This window comes from Paenibacillus sp. JNUCC 34, assembly GCF_058269055.1.
This window is the reverse complement of the sequence record NZ_CM177770.1, coordinates 3,232,060-3,254,027: the sequence shown is the minus strand read 5'-3', so window position 1 is coordinate 3,254,027 and position 21,968 is coordinate 3,232,060. Positions and strand designations below refer to the sequence as shown.

General features: G+C 43.3%; 16 protein-coding genes. 13 read left to right on the top strand and 3 right to left on the bottom strand.

The window, feature by feature from the left end; all coding sequences use genetic code 11:
* Positions 1-62: 62 nt before the first annotated feature.
* From AC2TF5_RS15205 to AC2TF5_RS15190, 4 genes are all read left to right on the top strand, one after another.
* Positions 63-1,121: an acyl-CoA dehydrogenase family protein gene (locus AC2TF5_RS15205; protein ID WP_491297907.1), complete on the top strand. Its 1,059-nt coding sequence runs from the start codon at positions 63-65 to the stop codon at positions 1,119-1,121.
* A 377-nt stretch (positions 1,122-1,498) separates the two neighbouring features.
* Entirely contained in the window at positions 1,499-3,223 is a 1,725-nt protein-coding gene (locus AC2TF5_RS15200; RefSeq protein WP_491302903.1) for an ABC transporter ATP-binding protein, read from the top strand.
* Positions 3,220-5,043 carry an ABC transporter ATP-binding protein gene (locus tag AC2TF5_RS15195; RefSeq protein WP_491297905.1) on the top strand — a complete coding sequence of 608 codons (1,824 nt, stop codon included), beginning with the start codon at positions 3,220-3,222 and terminating at the stop codon, positions 5,041-5,043. The genes AC2TF5_RS15200 and AC2TF5_RS15195 overlap by 4 nt, the downstream gene beginning before the upstream one ends.
* Positions 5,044-5,110: 67 nt before the next feature.
* Complete coding sequence (locus AC2TF5_RS15190; protein ID WP_491297903.1) at positions 5,111-5,593, top strand: SRPBCC family protein; 483 nt, start codon at positions 5,111-5,113, stop codon at positions 5,591-5,593.
* Positions 5,594-5,650: 57 nt separating this feature from the next.
* Here AC2TF5_RS15190 and AC2TF5_RS15185 read toward each other — a convergent pair whose 3' ends face one another.
* The 3 genes from AC2TF5_RS15185 to AC2TF5_RS15175 are packed head-to-tail and all read right to left on the bottom strand — an operon-like array spanning position 5,651 to position 9,425.
* Complete coding sequence (locus tag AC2TF5_RS15185) at positions 5,651-6,766, bottom strand: Ger(x)C family spore germination protein (RefSeq protein WP_491302902.1); 1,116 nt, start codon at positions 6,764-6,766, stop codon at positions 5,651-5,653.
* Between the two features lie 43 nt (positions 6,767-6,809).
* On the bottom strand, positions 6,810-8,312 hold the full coding sequence (locus AC2TF5_RS15180; RefSeq protein WP_491297901.1) for a spore germination protein: 1,503 nt from the start codon (positions 8,310-8,312) through the stop codon (positions 6,810-6,812).
* A gap of 27 nt (positions 8,313-8,339) precedes the next feature.
* On the bottom strand, positions 8,340-9,425 hold the full coding sequence (locus AC2TF5_RS15175) for a GerAB/ArcD/ProY family transporter (protein ID WP_491297900.1): 1,086 nt from the start codon (positions 9,423-9,425) through the stop codon (positions 8,340-8,342).
* 308 nt (positions 9,426-9,733) lie between these two features.
* On the opposite strand from AC2TF5_RS15175, the gene AC2TF5_RS15170 reads away from it, so the two are divergent.
* The 9 genes from AC2TF5_RS15170 to AC2TF5_RS15130 all read left to right on the top strand — a co-directional run bounded on the left by AC2TF5_RS15170 (position 9,734) and on the right by AC2TF5_RS15130 (position 21,952).
* The gene (locus tag AC2TF5_RS15170; RefSeq protein ID WP_491297899.1) at positions 9,734-11,476 is read left to right on the top strand and encodes an ABC transporter ATP-binding protein; all 1,743 of its coding nucleotides are present in this window, start codon (positions 9,734-9,736) and stop codon (positions 11,474-11,476) included.
* A gap of 197 nt (positions 11,477-11,673) precedes the next feature.
* Positions 11,674-13,206: a spore germination protein gene (locus AC2TF5_RS15165; protein ID WP_491297898.1), complete on the top strand. Its 1,533-nt coding sequence runs from the start codon at positions 11,674-11,676 to the stop codon at positions 13,204-13,206.
* On the top strand, positions 13,199-14,302 hold the full coding sequence (locus AC2TF5_RS15160; RefSeq protein ID WP_491297897.1) for a GerAB/ArcD/ProY family transporter: 1,104 nt from the start codon (positions 13,199-13,201) through the stop codon (positions 14,300-14,302). Before AC2TF5_RS15165 ends, AC2TF5_RS15160 begins: the two co-directional genes overlap by 8 nt.
* Positions 14,299-15,414, top strand: a complete 1,116-nt coding sequence (locus AC2TF5_RS15155) for a Ger(x)C family spore germination protein (RefSeq protein WP_491297896.1) — start codon at positions 14,299-14,301, stop codon at positions 15,412-15,414. The genes AC2TF5_RS15160 and AC2TF5_RS15155 overlap by 4 nt, the downstream gene beginning before the upstream one ends.
* A 197-nt stretch (positions 15,415-15,611) precedes the next feature.
* Positions 15,612-16,649: an alpha/beta fold hydrolase gene (locus AC2TF5_RS15150; protein WP_491297895.1), complete on the top strand. Its 1,038-nt coding sequence runs from the start codon at positions 15,612-15,614 to the stop codon at positions 16,647-16,649.
* 88 nt (positions 16,650-16,737) lie between these two features.
* Positions 16,738-16,947, top strand: coding sequence for a LacI family DNA-binding transcriptional regulator (locus AC2TF5_RS15145; protein WP_491297894.1), 210 nt, complete (start codon positions 16,738-16,740; stop codon positions 16,945-16,947).
* Positions 16,948-17,193: 246 nt separating this feature from the next.
* Entirely contained in the window at positions 17,194-17,427 is a 234-nt protein-coding gene (locus AC2TF5_RS15140) for a hypothetical protein (RefSeq protein WP_491297892.1), read from the top strand.
* Positions 17,428-18,491: 1,064 nt separating this feature from the next.
* The gene (locus tag AC2TF5_RS15135; protein WP_491297891.1) at positions 18,492-20,450 is read left to right on the top strand and encodes a beta-glucoside-specific PTS transporter subunit IIABC; all 1,959 of its coding nucleotides are present in this window, start codon (positions 18,492-18,494) and stop codon (positions 20,448-20,450) included.
* A 59-nt stretch (positions 20,451-20,509) separates the two neighbouring features.
* Positions 20,510-21,952, top strand: a complete 1,443-nt coding sequence (locus tag AC2TF5_RS15130; RefSeq protein WP_491297890.1) for a glycoside hydrolase family 1 protein — start codon at positions 20,510-20,512, stop codon at positions 21,950-21,952.
* Positions 21,953-21,968 lie beyond the last annotated feature (16 nt).

Genomic DNA, 21,968 nt, shown 5'->3' with positions numbered 1-21,968 from the left:
AGAGATCACGAGGATACTCATGATAGAATAAGAGTAACGAAATTGACGAAAGTGGTGGAGAGATGCTTCTAACACAGCAACAAATGAATAATATAAGAGAACAATCGTTACGAATGGAGCAGGAAGGGATCGCATCCGAGGAAGTGCTACAGCTCATTTACGATCTTCGGTTGTTCCATCTGTTTGTGCCCAATGAACTGGAAGGACGAATGACTTCATTACCGGAAGCCGTACAGATCTTTCAGAATTGTTCACGGATTGATGGTAGTTTTGGATGGCTGGTCACCATCGGTGCCGGTGGAGGTTTTTTTGCGTCATTTATGACTCCTGAAGTAAGTCAGAAAGTATATGCCTATCAAACAGCGGTCATTGCCGGCAGTGGCACTCCGTCCGGAACAGCATGCCGTGTAGAAGGTGGGTTCCTGGTTAACGGGAGCTGGAAATATTGCAGTGGTTCCACCCATGCGACGGTGTTTACAGCGAATGCGATGGTGGAATCGAATGGGTCAACCGGGGATACCAGATCAGGAGAGGATCAGGAGATTCGCTCGTTCATTTTTTTGCCGGAGCAAGTACAAATTGATCCTGACTGGAACGCATTTGGACTCAAAGCGACCTCCAGCCATCTTATTTCGGTTACGGATATTTTCGTGCCTGATGACATGACGTTTGATATAACGGAAACGAAGGCTTACGAGAATGAAATGATTTATAAGTATCCATTCCTGCCCTTTGCACAAGCATCTTTCGCAGCCGTTACGCTAGGGATTGCACAGCATTTTCTGGAATCAGCTCAAGAGTTATTGGAGCAAAAGACAGATCATCCATACGTTCTAAGTAAATTGAAGGAACAGCAAGAAGCTTTACAGCAGAGTGAAATCGCCTTTCATGAAAGTATCGTTACGTCCTGGAATGACCTGCTGCAGGATGGACAACTCTCTCCGAAAATGGAAGAATGGGTGTCTGGACAATGCGTTTCTACGGCGCAAGTGTCGTTAAGATGCGGGCAAGAGTTGTTTCCGCTGCTCGGTTTGTCGGCTGCTATGGAGAACAGTACAATGAATCGAACATGGAGAGATCTGCAGACTGCTTGCCAGCATGCACTGCTAAGAAGTTATTAAGCGCGTGAGGATATAGATTAATAAATGATAGAAGCCATGGCCTTAAGTATAAAGGTATGGCTTCTTTTTATTTAAGCTTTCTGTAATTGTACGCGTCTGCATATAGAGGTAATAGTAAATATTTGTATTCTATTCGGTTTAGCCAAGGTATAATGAAATACGTCATTATTTTGCAACTTGAAAACGATTTCCCCGCATGAAGTTCTTTCAGCAAAGACAGCAGCCCTCATCTAACCCGTACCTTCTACACTAGGAACATGGCGTACATTCAATCCGATCAATCTTGAATTTACATACTGGAAGGAAGTGTTTATTTGAGAGAAGAACCACAGAATGATCTCAACAAGAAAGATAAAAGTCTTGGTATGTACCGGGATATGCTTGTTCGTTATGTATTACCGCAGCGGAAGCTGTTAACTGGCTTAACCGTGCTCCTATTCTTTTCCATAGGATTGCAGCTCGTCAATCCTCAGATTATTCGTTACTTTATTGATACGGCACAAGGGGAAGGCAGCCTGACACCCCTTTATTACGCAGCAGGTTTGTTCATTGTATTCTCTGTTCTTCAGCAAGGAATCTCTGTGGCAGCCGCATACTTTAGTGAGAACTTGGGTTGGAAAACAACCAATAAACTCCGCTCAGAACTCGTAGAACACTGTCTCTCCCTGGATATGAGTTTCCATAAAACACAAACCTCCGGCTCTCTGATTGAAAGAGTGGATGGAGACGTTAATGCACTGGCGAACTTCTTCTCCAGCTTCATCATTCATCTGTTCGGAAATCTGATGCTCATGATCGGTATACTTGTATTGCTGTATAGGGAAAATGTGTGGATCGGGCTTGTCATGACCGTATTTGTCATTGGTAGCGTGTATGTTATTCAATACATTCGCCGTTTTGCCATTCCAATCTGGAAGCAGTGGAGACAGCTGAACGCTGATTTCTATGGCTTTATTGGTGAGCATTTGGAAGGGACGGAGGACATTCGGGCGAACGGTGCAGCCGGATATGTCATGAATCGCTTTTATGAAATGTCACGCCGTATGCTGCCGGTGCGGGTAAGGGCTTTTCTCGGTTTTTTCATGATGTGGAGTACAACGATTCTTGTGTTCGCTTTAGGTAATGCAGCAGCCTTTATCGTATGCGCCATCCTGTGGAAAAGTGGACAGAGTGGCCTGACGATCGGAACTGTTTATCTTGTCTTTTATTACACAGAGCTGCTCGCCAAGCCAATTGAGAAGATCCGTACCCAGCTCGAGGATCTGCAGAAAGCCGATGCCAGTCTGCTGCGCGTTCGGGACCTGCTGGCCATCCAGCCGATGATTAAAGATGGACCGGGTGCGCCACTTCCTAATGGGCCGCTGTCTGTGAAGTTCCGCGGTCTTACGTTCTCGTACGAGGAAGATGGACAGACAACGCTTGATAATTTGGACCTTTCTCTGGAACCGGGACAGACGCTGGGACTATTGGGGCGCACCGGCAGCGGAAAAACGACGATTGCTCGCCTTTTATTGCGTTTTTATGATCCACAATGGGGAAGCATCGAGATCGCGGGTACGGATATCCGCAGCTGTAAGCTTCACGAGTTAAGACGAAAAGTAGCGATGGTAACACAGAACATCGAGATATTAGAAGGCTCTGTACGGGACAATCTGACATTGTTTGATAACGGGATACCGGACAAACAGATTGTAGAAGTGCTGAATCAGTTAGGACTTGGAGATTGGTACAATGCTCTCCAAGACGGACTGGATACGGGCTTGGCATCAGGAGGAGGCAGCCTTTCGGCTGGTGAAGCACAGCTTCTGGCTTTTGCGCGGGTATTCCTGACTGAACCAGGACTTGTTATTCTTGATGAAGCCTCTTCGCGTTTAGACCCATTGACGGAATCCCGGATTGAGGAAGCAATAACACGTTTGCTGCGCGAGAAGACGTGTATTATTATCGCGCACCGTCTGGCTACAGTGCAGCGAGCGGATCGTATTCTTATTCTTGAGAACGGGCGGACCATGGAGAGTGGTGATCGCGAGAAACTGGCTGCCGATCCGGAATCCAGGTTCAGCCGAATGCTTGCTGTTGGAATGGAGGAGGTGCTGGCGTGAAAACAAGACATTTTTTCTGGCGGCTTATTATGTATCGGCCCAGCTTGTATTTGCTGAACCTTCTGGCTTGGTCGCTGATTCATATGGCACCTCTCGTTCCTGGATTGCTGACGAAAGCGTTCTTTGATCATTTGGAAGGTACTTATACTTTATTTTATGGCGTGTGGGGCATCGCGGCTTTGTTGGTCGGAGCGGCATTGGGACGAATTGCTTTGATATATGGGGGCTTTATGACGGATGTTCATTTTCGTTTTCGTGTCAGTGCTCTCGTAAGGCGGAATATGCTCTCCCATGTACTTAAACAACCAGGTGCCCAGGCGATACCCTGTTCTCCAGGTGAGGCTATCAGCAACTTTCGGGATGATGTGGAACAGGCGGAGGAGGCCACAAGTTGGTCCGTTGATACGCTAGGTCTTGTTGGGTTTGTCATAGTAGCAAGCTGGATCTTGATTTCTATAGATCTACAGTTGACGGTGCTGGTATTCGTACCGTTGATTCTCGTTGTGACAGCGGCTCAGATTGCGACCACCCGAATTCAGAAATACCGGGCTGCAAGTCGGGAATCCACCGCCAAGGTAACAGGAGCCATCAGCGAAATGTTCGCCAATGTGCAGGCCATTCAAGTCGCAGGTGCGGAGAAACGCGTTGTCGACCGATTCGTTAAGCTTAGCGAGAATCGCCGTCAGTCGATGGTCAGAGATAAACTTCTCACGGAGACGCTTTCGTCTGTTTTTACGAATTCCGTTAATCTAGGTACCGGTCTGATTTTGGTACTGGCTGGTTATAAAATGCGCAGCGGCGGCTTTACTGTAGGTGACTTGTCTCTGTTCGTGTATTATTTAACTTTCGTCACGCAGCTTATTTCAAATGTAGGTAACTTTATGACCCATTACAAACAATTAGGGATAAGCTTTGAGCGTATTAAATCGATGCTAAGGGGTGCACCGGCATCACTGCTTACGGCATCCAACTACATCGGTATCGGGCGTCCAAAGCATCCAGCAAATAATAGTTCTTCCGACACATTAGAAGGAACTCCGGCGATCTCGGTCGCGGAGGACGGCCTTCTTACTCCGTTCATCCAAGCTCCTATGCTTAAGGTGCTAGAGGCACGCAGCCTGTCCTATCGTTATCCGGAAACAGGCCGCGGAATCCAGGACATTGATCTAACACTGAAACGAGGTTCTTTCACGGTAATTACCGGTATGATTGGCAGCGGTAAAACAACGCTCGTGCGCACACTGCTCGGACTTCTTCCGGCTGAAACGGGTGAGATCCGCTGGAATGGGGAAAGAATTGAGTCCCCGGCAGACTTTTTCATACCGCCGCATAGCGCTTATACCGCTCAAATCCCGCGGCTATACAGTGATAAGCTTCGTAACAATATTCTGCTGGGAGTAACGGAGCAGCCTGGCAGTTTAGAGCGAGCGCTGCATTCAGCTGTCATGGAAGAGGACATCATTCATCTTCAGAACGGCTTGGATACGATCGTTGGGCCTCGAGGTGTAAAGCTATCTGGAGGTCAGGCCCAGCGAACAGCTGCTGCCCGCATGTTAGTGCGCGATGCACAGCTGTATGTGTTCGATGACCTGTCCAGCGCACTGGATGTTGATACAGAACGCAAACTATGGGAGCGTCTGTTCCGTGAGCGGGGCGGAGTAACCTGCCTAGTTGTATCTCACCGTAAAGCGGCACTATCCCACGCTGATCATATCATTGTTCTTGCAGGCGGAGAGATCGAAGCAGAGGGTACGGCTGAGGAGCTCTTAGTATCAAGCGAAAGCTTCCGCCAGCTATGGTACGGAGAAGAAGCGGGCTAATGATCAAGTAATAAAAAGTTATAACATGAGATATAGTAACTAATCATACGATTTGAGGAGGATTAACATGTTAGCTGTCATACAAAAAGCTAAAGAAGGATATGTTGCTACATTCGAGCGTAATCTGAAACATTCGGATGAAAAGGTCTGGGCTATGTTAACAGAGAATGAAAAACTGAAGCAATGGTTTCCCGAACTTCGGGTTGAAGATCTCCGTAAAGGAGGAGTTATTAAGTTTGACATGCAGGATGGTACGTTTGAGGAAATGGAGATATTAGAGCTAAAGCATCTTTCTGTATTGGAATATACTTGGGGAAATGATCGCGTACGTTTTGAACTTTATCCAACGATGACAGGATGTGATTTCTTCTTAATTGAAGAGATCAGTCAAATTACGGATCATACCCCAAAAGATCTTGCTGGTTGGCATGTATGCTTGGATGTTATCAGCGCTTTACTGGATGATACAACTCTAGAATCACGCGAAAACGAATGGAAACAATGGTATGAGGAATATACGCAACTCATTGAGAGATTTAGTCAAGATTAGCAGACAATGGTCTACTCTGGAAGTAAAAAAGTCATAGCTGATCCCAAGGGATATCGGCTATGACTTTTTAGGTAACTTCGTCATTCCTACATACTCAAGATTGACTTTTACGGTAACCAAATCCAACGAATTTTCATCGAGCAGCTCTTTACCTGATTGTTGCAATTTCTTCCAAATTCCAGTCTTTTGTTTAAACAAAAGATGCTCCAAGCTGTATATGTCCGATTTTATTTTTAATCCATTGTTATAGGTATCTACTATTTCTTGTTTTATCATTTCAGCTGCTATCTTCTCGATTTCCGTCTCCGATATTTCTGTCAGCGCCTCAGTTACATTTGCTCTTAAATCGACGTGAACTTGGTACCTAGGAACGCCGTTCACCATTTTAAATGATCTCCGAATCTTCGGTTCTTCCAGGTACATAAAAGCGGCATGCACTCCGTCTTTTTTAACGGCTATTGGAGAACGACGCGTTTTCTTTTGTAACCAACGTAGCCCCGATAGTTCTTTATCATTAAGCAATCCGCTGTACTTTCCTTCCGACATGGCAAAAGCACCGTCGATAATTAGTTTCGGATCTTTTTTTTCATTTAATTTCCATGTTGATGGATCAATGTTCACATTGGGAAGTATTGCTGTGTTAGCCGGTTCAGTTAGTTGTGCAAAAAAATCAAAAAATCGAACGGGAACGATGTAGGACTTCTGTTTAAATCCCTGCAATGGTTCATGTAACAATGTTTTCAAGGGGGAAAGATTAAAGAATGCCGTTGTCGTTAATAGTCGTTCGATCGATTCTTTTGTTCCAAATACCCATGGAGTCCAGCGAACCTCCTGATAGCGGTTGATCGTGTCGGTGTTTTTAACAATATCAGTTTTTAAGTAATTTTCACTCATGATAATACATGAGATGTGGCTCCAAACGGTTCGTTCCTGTGCTGAGTTAAATATTTGGCTTATAGCCAAATTTAACGTTTTTCCCGTAGTCTTTCCAGTCCATACTTGAGCAGGCTTATCCGATTTCCCGGTTTCTGCCTTTGCAACATATGAGAAATCAAGCATTTGAGTATATACGATGTAATTCCCATCCTCATAATCTATACCCAGAGCGGTTATATAATTCATGTCTTGTACTTCTTTGATATCCCAGCATCCGCAAAGCAAGTTCAGGAGCATCAATGCAGATGTTATTTTTATTAATCTAACGTAAACTCTCATTTCATCCAGTTTCCCCTTCTTGTGATGTGTTGTCTATTGTGTTGAGCATCTCGGGTCTCTTTTTCTTGAAAACCCATGGCTTGGTAATAAAGGCCGACATCAGATCTCTCCAGGTCAGAGGGGAATAAGGTGCCAGATAAGGCAGACCGAAGGACTCTAAAACGGATAGATAAGCTACAATGCTCATCATACCAATAAAGAAGCCTAACATACCGAAAAGGGAGGAGCAAAGGAGTATATATATTCGGATGATGCTGACAGTCCCGCTCAACGTTTGGTTTACTAATGTAAATGTCGCGACGGCCGTTGTGGCTGAAACAACGAGCATCGTGGGGGAAGTAAGACCGGCACGAATCGCAGCATCACCAATGATCAACCCGCCCAGTACGGCGATTGTTTGGCCGACTGCCTTAGGAAGACGAATACCTGCTTCCCTGAATAGCTCGAACATACCAAGCATTAAAATAAGTTCTACTGGTGTAGAAAATGGAAGTCCATATCTTGAATTAGCAACTGTTGCAAGAAGTGGGAATGGAAGCTGGTCCATATTAAATGCAGTCAAGGCGATCCAAAAGCCTGGCAAAAAAATAGCTATGGATAAACCAAGAATCCGAAGTAATCTTTCAAAAATAATAATATGGTAAGGGAAATAAGTGTCTTCCGGCGACTTTAATACCGAAAGCAAATTACATGGAGCGATTAATGCCATCGGAGATCCGTCCACCATAATAACAAAACGCCCTAACAACAAAACTTCGCTGCAAAAATCTGGTCTCCCAATATGGTCAAACAGCGGGAATATGGATAGTGTAGAATCAGCTAGCCCTTCTTCCAGCTGTCCCGAGCTTATTACTGCATCGACTTTTAGGCTAATCAATCTTTTCTTTGCTTCTTCAATGACTTCCGGACGAGCAATATCCGAAATATAAAGTAAAGATACTCTGGTTTGACTTCGTTCGCCGATGATAAATTGTTCATTATGCAAGGACGCTGTTCGCAGCCTTTTACGAATTAATGCTACGTTGGTGTTTAGATCTTCAGTAAATCCGTCCCTGGCACCTTTAATTGAAACTTCTGTATTCGATTCTTGAGGCTGCCTTTTAGGGAGTTGAGCAATATCAATCGAATAAAAGCATTTTTGTTCAGGGAAAAATGCAATTAGGTGCCCGATAAACAAAAGTTTCTCGACTTCCGATTGCTGTTTAACCCGTTTCCATCTCATCGATTTATTAAGCTCGAGTGCGAGTTCTTCCCAATTCGTGAAAGTTTCCAGCATCCATTCCAGATTAGGTAGAACATGTTGTGTCATTACTGTGGTATTGATCATTCCCTCACTGTGAAGAATTAATGTTGAAATTTCTCCATCTTGCTTGGTGGGGAAATCTGTGATGATGACATCGGAAGAATCTACAAATAAAGCGCGCAAAGATTGTTCGTTCAGTGTTTCGTAAACAGAATCATTGTTGACAACGTTCTCGTTTTGTTTGGTTTTTTTGCGAAACATCTTATTTCGGGGTTTGTTATTCATCGTCTAATCACCTTTTGTCTTGACTTTAATTGTAGTACATAACGCGATAACCAAAGTGAATGCCGTTAAAAATATAAGGGAAACGGAAGAATATTTGCCCAAAACGTACATTTCCAGCTCATGATCGACACTTGGGATTAATGACACACCGCTTAATAAAGCACCTAATAACAATAAAAAAAGAAGGCGCCGCTTTGGTTTTTTAAATGGAATGCTTCCGGAGATAATGAATAAGAAGAGGGAGATACGTATTAATGCACCAGACATCCACTGATACAAAGCGAAGAAGTCGACATGGGTAATATATTTTGTTATCGTAACCAGCATCCACTGTTCATACGCAGGATATCGGGATTGCGATGCAATGTCTGGACCAAAATTAGCTATAGCCCCCATAAGTGGTCCGATGGTAAGCCCGCCCAGCAAAACAGACAAAATGACAATGGATAAGTAACTAAGTTTGCGGGACATATGTTGTTGAATAAAGATTAAGATAATGATCTCCATAAAACCCCCGAAGCCAATTGCCATACTTCTTAACATAGGTTTGTAGCCATCAACAAAGAGAGGGGTTAATAAGGAGTAATCTTTGTATTGGAGATTTGCTACAGCTACAAAATGCCCTAGAATCCATACGAATGGGATCAGGACACCAGAAATGATCGCAATAGATCGTATTCCTTTATTGGCAACATAGATACACAGGAGAATAATAATAATCGATACAATCGATTTAGGTGTTCGCGGCAAGTAAGATACTTTAAGCCATGTCGTTGTTTCCCTCAACATGACAAGTGCCATGAGAAAGAAATAAACGGTAGTAACAATGATGAAAATCCACGTCAACACAGAGCCAAAGCGCTCCTTAAACCAGGAAAATATGGGCTGTCGATTTGTCCGCTTCATTATAAAGTAAATGATATATACCCAAGCTATATGTAAAACCATCGACATTAAAACACCGAACCAAGCATCACGACCAGCGGTTTGAAGCAAAATAGGGATCATAATGACGTGGTTGGTAATTCCTAGGGCTAGAAGCATTATAAAGAAAATGCCTAATAAGGATATTTGTTTGGTGTTGGTCATTGTGATTATCTCCAGATGCTAATTTGATACTGAGAGTATTCTCCACTTGTTATTTTTTATGTATGAGGATGCTATTTGTGGGATTAGATAAAACAGATCGGCAGACCGAATCAAAGTAAGTAAGCGTATACTATTTACACCTAAAAGAAGTCCTTTATAATGGAGATATTAACGAACAAGGAGGCAATATACATGAAAAACATGACGAATCAAACCATACAAACATATAAGGGTGGAACACTTTTTTAGTTTGTAAACAGTGAACCCCCTTATATGTGTTTTTAAATAAACACAAAAAGGGGTAAAATATGCATTTTCCAGTAAAAAAATTCTTTTCATATTACAAACCATATTTAACATTGTTTCTTACGATATTGACCTGCGCTTTTATCGTATCTACTGTGACTCTGGTGTTTCCGCTACTCGTTCGGTATATTACGAAAGATGTTCTGGAAGGAGACTTGTCCACTGCCATAAATGAAGTGTATTGGATTGGTGGGCTGATGCTTGTTTTAGTTGCGATTCAGAATATTGGGAATTACTTTGTGGACTACAAAGGTCATGAAGTTGGTGCGCGTATGGAAAGTGATATGCGTAGCGAACTATTCGAGCACATGCAAAAACTTTCCACTGGCTTTTACGATAAGGAAAAGACAGGTCAGCTCATGTCTCGAATAACAAATGATCTGCTCTTACTGTCCGAGCTTTATCATCACGGTCCAGAAGACTATGTCAAATATCTCGTCCGATTTGTTGGAGCATTTGTCGTTTTGTTCTCAATTAACGCACCATTAACGATAGCTGTATTCTGCTTCTTACCATTATTAGGTTTATTTTCATTGTACTTCAATAAGATGTTGAATAAGGCGTTAAGAATAAGCAAAGAGCGAATAGGGGACGTCAACGCACAGGTTGAGGATAGTCTATCGGGAATCCGCGTAGTAAAATCGTTTGCTAACGAGCATGTAGAGATCGAGAAGTTTAACCGAGCCAATAATCGTTTCCTTGATAGCAGAAAGAACACTTACAAGGCTGAAGCACTTTTTTACAATAGTTTTGAAACCATTATCCAACTGATTTCGATCACGGTAATCATCTTTGGTAGTGCGAATATCGTCAACAGTACTTTAGATTTAGCGGATTTGATTACTTTTTTACTGTATATCAGCTTTATGATAGAGCCAATTCAACGATTGACTCATATGAGTACGCAGCTTCAAGAAGGAATCACTGGCTTTCAGCGCTTTATGGAAATCATGAATCTGAAGCCGGCTATCGAAAATAAACCCAATGCTAAAACCTTGTCAAAAGTACATGGCGAGATTGAATTCCAGCAAGTTTCTTTCCGTTATGAAGAGCATCTGGACAATGTCTTAGAAAACCTATCACTTCGTGTACAACCAGGAGAGTACATTGCCTTAGTTGGTCCATCTGGTGCGGGAAAAACTACACTATGTTCGCTCATACCTCGCTTTTATGATGTAACAGATGGAGACGTGTTACTAGATGGGATCAGCGTCCGTGATATTTGTCTTCATTCATTAAGAAAAACAATAGGCATTGTACAGCAAGATGTATATCTTTTTGCGGGAACAGTGATGGAAAATATCCGTTACGGAGATCCAGCAGCCAGTGATGAAGATATTATTACGGCAGCCAAGCATGCCAATGCGCATGATTTTATCATGAGCTTGCCAAACGGCTACTACTCCGAGATCGGACAACGAGGCGTCAAACTGTCTGGTGGTCAAAAGCAACGACTAAGTATCGCTCGCGTATTCTTAAAGAATCCAGCCGTTCTCATTTTAGATGAAGCAACGAGCGCATTAGATAACGAGAGTGAAAGTATCATTAAAGAATCACTAGAATCGTTAGCAAAAGGGCGTACAACTATCGTCATTGCCCATCGTCTATCTACGATCCGCAATGCAGAGCGAATTATCGTATTAACGGAGGACGGTATTGTGGAACAAGGTACGCACGATGCGTTACTTGCATGCGATGGAGCGTATGCACATCTGTACTCCAAGCAGTTTGAATTTCAAGTATAATCTTTTCAAACAAAAATCGGCTTCTCTCTAACACAGGAGAGAAGCTTTTTTGTTCTATGTCAAATTTAAAACCACACCACTCCATGACCTGCTCCTTGCACTAAACAACCGTTATAAACAGCCAGTCTATAGAATATTTGCCTATTTTAGGGGGAATATATAATTTAGCTATCATATGATGACAAGGAGGCAGGGTTATGGGCTTTTTTAAAACAATGTTAAATAACAACCAAAGAAAAAGCAGACCTATGTCAAAAAAGTCCGCGTTATCACCCCAACCGGTATTTCCAACAGTGCAGGAGAATATTCAATATTTGAAAGAAGCGCTGTTTCATACAGATGATTTAGTCCGCGAAACGGTATCGATCCCAGGGCATACGAGCGAGTTTCTCTTTATGTACACCATGTGTGACCAGAGTAAAATTCGTGAGGAAATAATAAAACCGATAATGCTAAGAAGAGATGGAGATTTAGAAGAAATTATAATCGCGATGCGTGCGAACAAGTATAGTGATCTTGAGAAAGTGATTGATTTGTTAGTTAGTGGAAATGCAGTTCTTTTTATTGAAGGTATGGAAGAATGCTTTGTTATTGAGGTGAAATCGAGTCAAGTTCGAAATATCACCGAACCGAACAATGAGAAAGTTGTGGAGGGCTCACACGAAGGTTTTGTGGAGAGTGTCAATATAAATCTACAACTCGTTCGCAAACATATCGAGAATCGAAATTTAGTTGTGAAACGATATAAACTTGGAAATGAAACAAAGAGTGAAGCGGTGATTGTCTATTTACAGAACTTGGCCAATCCCAAGCTCATCGAGGAAGTTGATCAAAGGATACGCAATATTGACGCGGATAATATCACATCTTCCGAATTTATCGAAGAATATATTGAAGACAAATCTTTCTCACCCTTTCCGCAGCTACTGCATACGGAGAGACCCGACCGAGTCATAGCGAATTTGCTGGAAGGCCGAGTCGCATTGTTAACTGAAAGTAGTCCTACGGCCTTAATTATGCCTGTGACCTTCTTTGCCTTTTATCAATCACCGGACGATTATAGTTTCCGTTCTCTGCAAGCGTCGTTTATCCGATGCATCCGGTTATTCAGTTTTATCATCGCTATCGGTCTTCCGGCTTATTATATTGCGGTCGTGTCTTTTCATTATGAAGTGGTTCCACAGGATTTGCTCATGCCGATCAAAAGCAGTGTTGAGCACATTCCGTACCCACCGATCCTTGAGGCGCTGTTTATGGAGCTGACGATTGAATTGCTTCGCGAAGCTGGCATTCGCCTCCCTGGGCCGGTAGGACAAACGATTGGGATCGTCGGTGGTCTCGTCATCGGAGATGCGGTTGTCAGAGTAGGTATGGTATCGAACGCCATGATCATTGTTGTCGCCTTAACGGCGATTGCTTCTTTCGTGGTACCTTCTCATGAGATGAGTGCTTCGGTCCGAATGCTGCGCTTCCCTGTTATGGTAGCTGCATCGCTATTCGGATTTTTCGGGATTGTCTACAGCTTAATGATTATTGTAATCCATTTATGTAAATTAGAATCGTTTGGGACTCCTTATTTTTCCCCTGCAGCACCGTTTCGATGGAAGGATTGGAAGGATACGATTATTCGGTTACCTCAATGGATGTTGAAGCAGCGTTCGAATGATCCAGCTCCACAAAGACTAGATCAACAGCGATCTTCAGGGGAGGAGCAGCAGAAAGATGACTAATAACAAGGATCAAATTACGTCGGGGCAGCTTGTATTTTTGATTATCCAGACTCAAATTGGTGTCGGGCTGTTAGGGTTGACAAGCAAGGTGCACAGCGTAGCGAAAGGGGATGCATGGATATCCGTACTACTCGCTGGTATGCTGGTTCAATTGTTTATTATCGTTATGTGGTGTTTAAGCAGAAGATTTCCTTCGCATACGCTGTATGATTATTTGCTAACTCTATTGGGAAAATATATAGGTAAATTTATTCAATTGTTATATGCAGCTTATTTTATGTTGGTGTCCTGCTTTATCATTCTACAGTTTAGTAAAACGGTACAAGACTGGGTGCTGACCGATACGCCCAGATGGATCATCATAGTCATGATGACGGGCGTATGTTTTTATTTGGTAAGAGAGAGCCTTCAAACGATTGCCCGTTTTTTTGTTCTCGTCTTCTTCTGCAACATTGTGGTGGTCCTCATTACAGCGTATGCGTATCTCCATGTTAACTTTTTATATGTATTGCCAGTGGGACAGGCAGGTGTATGGAAAATAACGAAGGGCGCACACGAAGCCATGAACTCTTTTTCGGGGTATGAGATTCTGTTGATTTGTTTTCCCTTCGTGGAAGGAAGTAGCGCTAAGAAATTCAAGGCAGCAACCTTTGCGAATATCTTCACCGCTGTGTTGTATACCTTTGCGGTCTTTACCAGTCTTATCGTATTCAGTCCACCGGAGATGGAACTGCTTCCTCAACCCTTGCTTTACATGGTTAAAGCGTTATCCTTCAGTGTGTTTGAGCGGCCAGACCTTTATTTCCTCTCGATATGGGCGGTTGTGGCGGCCACTTCATTAATGGGTTATCTGTTCATGGCTTCCAGGGGGATCGCTAATCTCTTTAAGGCGAAGAGTAGTCATCGGAAAGCAGTTCCTTACACGGTGGCCCTTGTATTAGTTATTACTCTGATCTTTCAAGATCCACTTTGGATTGAAATATTGGGGGGGTTTTTAACCATCGCTAATTATGTGATTTTATTTGGGATTCCATTCGTTCTATTAATGATTTCCGTTCTGTTCAAGGTAAAGGAAGCTAGGAGGAGTACGGGGTGAGATTAGGTATAATCATATTTGTTGTCTGCTTCATGGCAGCGCTGCTATCGGGTTGTTGGGATCAGCAATTGCTGAAGGACGACAGACTCGCATTTATTGTGGGCTTTGATTTGAGTTCGGACGGGAAGATTCAGACGACTACTGCGATACTTGATGTGAGCGGTTCGGACAGCGGAACGAAGAAGTATAGCGAAATTCATACGGTGAGTGGAAATACAAGCAGACATAACCGGGATATTATTGATCGTGAAGTACCCGGTAGATTATCGGTTTCCAAGATTCGTGTCATACTAATCGGAGAGGCTTTGGCGAGAAAAGGTATTTATCCGATTCTTGATGTATTCTACCGTGACCCTAAAAGCGCTCTGAATGCGAAGATTGCAGTTGTTGAGGGCACATCTAAAGATGCCATCAAAATGAAATTATCAGGCACAAAACTAATCAGCGAGCATTTCAATAAGCTGATCGAAAGTGCGGAGAATAGAACGGTTGTTCCAGAGGTTAACCTTCAACTTATCTGTTCGAGCTTGCTGGATCCAGGTGATGATTTTGCTGTACCGTATATTTCTAAAAGTGAGACAAATCCTTCGATTTACGGAATAGCACTTTTTAGTGGGGATATCATGAAAGATACGTTAAAGTCAGAAGATTCATTTTTGTACCTGCTGATGAATGATAGATTAGCTAAGGCTGCTAACTTGACACTTAAAATAAATGAGGAGGAAAATAAGGAACAGGAAAAATATATCGCTATGGACATTGATAGATTAAAACGGAAAATGAAAGTAAACGTTCAAGGCTACCGAAATATTAATGTGACGCTGGATTTGAAATTAAAAGTGACTGCCATTGAATATCCGAAGGATCATTTAAATGATCGGCGAACTAAGAGACAGTTAAACAAGAAACTTTCGGAAGAACTGACGAGAAGAGCTTTAGCTACTACGCAGAAAATGCAGCAGGCCAATTTTGACGGGTTTGGGATCGGTCGAAGATTAATGGCTTACTATCCAAATACATGGAAAAATCTGAATTGGATAGAGGATTACCCGAAGGTGGAGTTTATTCCTAAAGTGACGGTAGAGATAGTGAGCCATGGAATTATGAACTAAATAAGCATCCAAATGTGTTGGGATAGATAAAGAACAATCGAAATTAATCAGAAGCACAGGGCACCCACCCGTTATGATTAATCTTTGACTATTATCATAAAGTATAATAATATCATTATTGAATTTAATAATGGTAAAAATCGACATTCAACACAACGGCTCATCAAGCCGCTTTACGAAACAGAAAGGGGCATCGTATGAACACAACCACCGTCAAGGCAAAGCGAACCAGTCGGAAGAGGAACTGGGCTAAAATGCTGGTTACAGCCCTGGCTGTCCTCGTGTTCATCATCGGTCTCGGCTTTGTGTATGAACATATCGCATCTTTGCAGGCCAAGCAGAATTATCCTCCGCCGGGCAAGATGGTCGATGCCGGTGGATTTAGCCTGCATGTGAATAAAATCGGAATTGGCTCGCCGACGATTGTCTTCGAAGCTGGCAGCCGGGAGGCAAGCCACATCTGGAGAGATATTCCTGAGCAGTTGGCGAAGGACGCAACGGTCGTCACATATGACCGGGCCGGCTATGGCTGGAGTGAGCAGTCGGATGCGGAACGGACCGGCAACCGTATCGTGCAAGAGCTGCATACTGCGTTGCAGCAGGAAGGCATTCGTGGGCCGTATATTCTCGTCGGCCATTCCCAGGGTGGCATGTATTCCCGACTGTTCGCGCAGAAGTATAGGGATGAAGTCGCCGGATTGGTGCTGCTGGATGCACGACCGGAACAATTCTCGCAGGCAACGGATGCTATCTTTGAGCGGGAAGGACTGGATCCGGATAAGGTGGGAATGCCGCTGCCTACGGCCTTGGTGAAGTTATTAAAAGCGTCAGGGGCTATGCGGCTGTTCCAGAATTCCCTATTAGCTCAATTGCCGGCTGAGGAGAGGCCGCTCTATGTCAATGTGGACGCAGCGTCAGCTTACTTGGAGACGGCGGAAGAAGAAGACAGACATATAACTGAGGTGGAAGAGGCTATCCGTGATCAACAGCTCGGTTCCCTTCCAGTCAAAATTGTTACTCATGGCATTCCGAACGACGCCACCGCTTTTGGCATGTCCGCAGAGAGCAGTCGCCAGCTGGAAGATATTTGGCAGGAGCAGCAAATGGACATGCTGGACATATCCACCGACAGCGAACTAATTATAGCTCAGAACAGCGGCCATATGATTATGCATGACGAGCCCGATTTGGTAATTGAGATCGTGCGGGGATTATTGGCACAACACCGGAATTGAAGTCCGTTGTTGTGTCATTTTGCATTTGTTAAGCCTCGCTTAGCTTGGTTGCCGTAGCCATTCCACACGCTTAACAAATGTTAGTTGATTGACAAGTCGATGTATAACCGGTTACACATGTGTTTCGATTGCAACCGTATCCCGCGTTCTCAATGAGTATCCTCATGTCACCAAGGACAAGCAAGAAAAGGTTATGGCGGTTATGAAGGAATTGAATTATTCGGTGAATGGCAACGCGGCGAAGTTAAGCAAAGGAAAGACAAATACCATTGGTGTCATTGTGCCCGGTGAGCTGTAGGTAAAAAATTAGAAATATGTCTAATGACACAAAAGGGACTACATTGTAGGGAATATGATGCTAAAGGGAAAGAGTTGTGCCCAAGTGACAGCTTACTGATAATGGTGGCCTATAATATTGTTCAAAACTCTTTGGACGTAGAAGTTGTTACAATATAATCAATAAACTATGTTCGAGATGGAGCCAATTTGATCGAATCGGGATTAATTGATAAAAAAATTAAAGACAGATTAAGGAGTTCATGATATGCGTTATGAAATAAATGGCGTTACGGTTGATTCTGCTGAGGTTTTGGAATATTTACAAAAGAACTATCTGCTCCATGTCTGTAAATATGTGCAAGAGAAAACCGGATGTACTCTAACCGAAGCAAGGCAGCTATACGAAAAAATGATTCAGGACGAAGGTATTGAAGAAAAACCGAGCGCCTTAGAGATTCGAGCGTGCTTAATGGCTGAATACGAAGATCCGATCCTTTAAAAACATATGCACAAAAAATAGTCATTAATGTATTTAACGGCGGGCATGAACTTGGGTACTTTGCCGATAATGACAAGAACTTGTACACTTAGCCGATAGACGAGTATCTAATGTTAATCAATATCGTAAACCTGTTAAGCTAACGGGCAGTTTCCGCTAATAATGACACCTATAAAGAAATGGATATAATATAATAAGACATCGGTTTAGGATAGGTGAAAACGTGAATCGAGATAGAAGGTTATGATTAGAACAATTACTACACAAACAGAAGTCTAAACAAAGAAGAGCGTACGGTGCATTGTTTGAGGAATGTATTTATGCTTTAGGTCCCGGAACTATTATCTTGTCAGAAGAAAAGAGCCAAGAAGCCAAACCATTCCCTGTTAAGGCCGTGGATACTTTCCGTACATCATCCAAATATCGACAAAGTTTAATCGTTCCATTTGGCATGACCTCAGCTGCATAAGGAAAAGCAGACTCAATCATTATAATTAATACTTGTTTTCATTAAATGATTTGCGTAATTTTCTTATTTCCTCTGTTTAGTCAAGTATATTGTTATTCAAAACTCTTAAGGCATTGTATATCGCATAAATCCCAGCGAACAATAAACAACCCATCAATAAATCCAAATTTTACACTTTCTAAAATTAATGATATTCAAGGGTAATACAAGTGGTTTCTGACATCAACTTGATTGTAGCCAATATAATTCTTAAAGACTAATTTGTACCTACAACTTTTCTCAGCATATGTTACGTTTAGCTCATATTCAAAATATAAAAGAGGTAACATGATCCGATTACTGAATTATTTATCCTGCTATTTACTCCATATCAAAATGTAGAAAAATGACGAATAAAGTGATTGCTAACTAATTTATTGTATGATATTATGATCCAGTAAACGTTTACATCGATACGAATTGAATATTAGCAATGTTTGGCTGTTACTGGTAAAGCAGGCATGACCAAAATGATTTTGCATTTTCCTTATGTGAGTAGGGGAAGGCATATCGTTTTGGTCTTTTTTATATCCAAATTCAGAAATGGGGCAAAGGTATGGATTATCGCAAGTTGGGACAAGAGATTACAGAATTGGTTGGAAATAAGGACAACATCGCTCGGCTTACGCATTGCGCAACCCGACTTCGGTTCGAATTGCACGACATCTCCAAAGCGGAGACAGAAAAACTCAAAGCACTCCCAGGTGTCATTACCGTTGTGAACAATGGTGGACAATACCAGGTTGTCGTGGGCAATGAAGTGCAGCAGGTCTATCGTGTTATTACTCAACAGATGGGTTCGGCAACCGGTAGTGGGGACACCAAATCGGATTCCGGCAAAAATAATGGATCAAAACAAAAACAGAGCTGGATTTCCAGATTCATAAGCGTGATCTCGACTACATTTACTCCCGTAATACCAGCAATCATTGGCGCGGGTATGATCAAAGCTATATTAGCTGTACTTGTGCTGACAGGCCTCGTAACCACGGAAAGCCAAAACTATTATATCCTTAATACTATTGCGGACGCGGCGTTTTACTTCATGCCCATTCTGTTGGCTTATGGAGCTTCCATTAAGTTCAAAACAAGTCCAATTCTGGCGATGACGGTTGCCGGCGTGTTGTTACACCCGGGATGGAGCGCCCTGATGTCGGAAGGAAACAACGTGTTTTTCATCGGTGTTCCGGTTCGACTAACCGACTATGCAGGCTCCGTGCTGCCGATTATTATCGTCGTTTGGCTTATGTCCTATATTGAACGTTTCGCGGATCGGGTATCGCCTTCAATGATTAAATTTTTCACGAAACCGATGCTTGTGCTATTGATTACAGCACCACTCGCATTGGTAGCGATCGGGCCTTTCGGAACGTATCTGAATGATCTGGTCGCGATGGGTGCAGAAGCGATTAATGCCAGAGCCAGTTGGCTGATTCCTTTGTTAATGGGAACTTTACAACCGTTCCTGATCGTGACAGGCACCGCATGGGCGATGACGCCGATTGCAACTAGCCAACTGACCAAAAATGGATATGAAATGATCAACGGTCCTGGAATGCTCGCGTCCAATATTGCTCAAGGTGGGGCAACGCTTGCTGTAGCATTAAAAACGAAAAACAAAAAACTCAAGCAGCTCGCTGCTTCATCCGGTTTCACCGCTGTGCTGGGCATCACGGAACCATCCTTGTACGGCGTTACGCTGAAACTGAAGAAGCCCTTGATTGCCGCAATGATTGGTGGTGGCGTAGCAGGGATATACGCTGGTCTGACCGGATTAGTACGTTATGCCTTCGTTTCTCCTGGGCTTGCGGCGTTGCCGGCCTTCATTGGCAGCAATCCGATGAACATCGTTCATGCCATTGTGACTTGTCTGATCGCCTTTATCGTTACCTTTGCTCTGACATGGATCATTGGTTTTGAAGATCCAGTGGACGATGAGGAAGAAGGCAATAACAACGTTAACGATGACAAGACGCTTTCCCAACAGCCTGTTAAAGACAACACCCCAAGCACGCAGTCTGTTGCAACAACAAATGCGAATGTACCGAGCCAAAATGAATTACGCCCACTTACGATCGCCAGCCCGATGCAAGGAGAATTAGTCCATCTTGACCGTGTACCAGACGATGTCTTCTCTTTGGGATTGTTGGGGAAGGGTGCTGCAATTATTCCTGCAAAAGGAGAACTTTATGCACCGATAGCAGGGGAAGTTACGGCTTTCATGGACTCCAAACATGCGGTCAAATTAAATGGTTATGATGGAGAAGAGGTATTGATTCATATTGGAGTTGATACCGTCAATCTGAAGGGGAGGCATTTCCACTCTTCCATAAAAGTGGGGGATCGGGTGCAACGGGGTGACTTGTTGATCAGCTTCGATATCGATGCAATCAAGGCGGAAGGTTACGAAGTCATAACCCCTATCATTATCGCCAATTCGGATCGTTTCTCGGACATTAAGCTGGAGAAGCAGAGTCTTGTGGATGTTGGAGCGACCATTATCCAACTTTCGTAACGACCTTAACACAGTTCGTCATTTATTCTGATCAACATTAAAATGAAGGAGTGCTTGAGATGTTATATCAACACATCAAACCATTCCCCAATGAATTTCTGTGGGGAGGCTCTACCTCTGCTTATCAGGTGGAGGGAGCCTGGAACGAAGACGGCAAAGGCTTATCTGTGATCGATATGTGTGATCATCCGGCTGGAACCGCCGATTTCACAGTTGCGAGCGACCACTATCACCGATTTAGAGAAGACGTGAAGCTTTTTGCAGAGCTGGGCCTCAAAGCGTATCGTTTTTCGATTGCATGGACTCGAATCTTGCCCTCAGGTATAGGTACGGTTAATGAGAAAGGACTCGATTTTTATCACCAATTAATTGACGAATTGCTGCTCCATGGCATTGAACCGATTGTGACCATGTACCATTTCGACTTACCCTACGAGCTTGAGAAAACCGGAGGATGGAACAACCGGGAGACAATAGATGCCTTTGTAGAGTACGGGCGTATATTGTTTACGCAATACGGGCATAAAGTGAAATATTGGTTGACCATTAATGAGCAAAATACGATGATTCTCCATCCAGGTGCCATTGGTACACCGAAAGGCGGACGTTTGCCTTCCAATAAGGAACTGTATCAGCAAAATCATCACATGTTTGTGGCTCAAGGTAGAACGATGCGACTATTTCATGATATGTTCCCGCAAGGCAAGATCGGTCCTGCATTGAACATGACTTCCATGTACCAAGCAACCTCCAGACCAGCAGATGCAATCGCTGCACATAACTGGGAGACGATTCGCGGATGGGGTTTTCTCGACTTATCGGTGTGGGGACGGTATAATCCATTATTCTGGAGTTATTTGCAGGAACGTGGCATCGAGCCGGTTATTGAGCAGGGCGACATGGAGGACATCAAGGCAGGCCGTCCCGATCTGGTAGCTATTAATTATTACTCAACGGCAACCATTGCCGCCAGTACGGGCGATGTGTCGGATGTTACAGCTCGTGCGGGTGATCAGCAAATTATGCTTGGCGAGCAGGGAGTGTACCGGGCCGCGGAGAATCCTTATACGGAAAAAACGAAATATGGCTGGGTTATTGACCCGGTTGGCCTAAGGCTGACATTGCGCAAGGTATGTGAACGATATGGTCTCCCGATTTTAATTACGGAAAATGGCATAGGAGCTCCGGATGTACTGGAAGCAGATTACACTGTTAACGATACGTACCGAATTGATTTTATCGAGAAACACCTGGAGCAGATCAAACTGGCTCTAACGGATGGTGTGGATGTAATTGGTTACTGCCCTTGGTCCGTTATTGACGTGGTAAGCACCCATCAGGGTTATGGGAAACGCTACGGTTTGATCTATGTAAACCGTGGTGAACAGGATCTGAAAGACTTGAAGCGCTTGAAAAAGAAAAGCTTCTCGTGGTATCAGCAGGTCATTCAACAGAATGGCAGATGTATCGGAAATTCGGATCAGGCGGTCACGAAAGAATAAAGGATCGTGATGAATG

Excerpts from the sequence above, each read along its gene's own strand:
- AC2TF5_RS15185 (WP_491302902.1), bottom strand. The coding sequence starts at position 6,766 with ATGCTCCTGAACTTGCTTTGCGGATGCTGGGATATCAAAGAAGTACAA.
- AC2TF5_RS15190 (WP_491297903.1), top strand. The coding sequence starts at position 5,111 with ATGTTAGCTGTCATACAAAAAGCTAAAGAAGGATATGTTGCTACATTC.
- AC2TF5_RS15160 (WP_491297897.1), top strand. The coding sequence starts at position 13,199 with ATGACTAATAACAAGGATCAAATTACGTCGGGGCAGCTTGTATTTTTG.
- AC2TF5_RS15130 (WP_491297890.1), top strand. The coding sequence starts at position 20,510 with ATGTTATATCAACACATCAAACCATTCCCCAATGAATTTCTGTGGGGA.
- AC2TF5_RS15165 (WP_491297898.1), top strand. The coding sequence starts at position 11,674 with ATGGGCTTTTTTAAAACAATGTTAAATAACAACCAAAGAAAAAGCAGA.
- AC2TF5_RS15180 (WP_491297901.1), bottom strand. The coding sequence starts at position 8,312 with ATGTTTCGCAAAAAAACCAAACAAAACGAGAACGTTGTCAACAATGAT.
- AC2TF5_RS15205 (WP_491297907.1), top strand. The coding sequence starts at position 63 with ATGCTTCTAACACAGCAACAAATGAATAATATAAGAGAACAATCGTTA.
- AC2TF5_RS15140 (WP_491297892.1), top strand. The coding sequence starts at position 17,194 with ATGCGTTATGAAATAAATGGCGTTACGGTTGATTCTGCTGAGGTTTTG.
- AC2TF5_RS15200 (WP_491302903.1), top strand. The coding sequence starts at position 1,499 with ATGCTTGTTCGTTATGTATTACCGCAGCGGAAGCTGTTAACTGGCTTA.
- AC2TF5_RS15175 (WP_491297900.1), bottom strand. The coding sequence starts at position 9,425 with ATGACCAACACCAAACAAATATCCTTATTAGGCATTTTCTTTATAATG.
- AC2TF5_RS15150 (WP_491297895.1), top strand. The coding sequence starts at position 15,612 with ATGAACACAACCACCGTCAAGGCAAAGCGAACCAGTCGGAAGAGGAAC.
- AC2TF5_RS15170 (WP_491297899.1), top strand. The coding sequence starts at position 9,734 with ATGCATTTTCCAGTAAAAAAATTCTTTTCATATTACAAACCATATTTA.
- AC2TF5_RS15135 (WP_491297891.1), top strand. The coding sequence starts at position 18,492 with ATGGATTATCGCAAGTTGGGACAAGAGATTACAGAATTGGTTGGAAAT.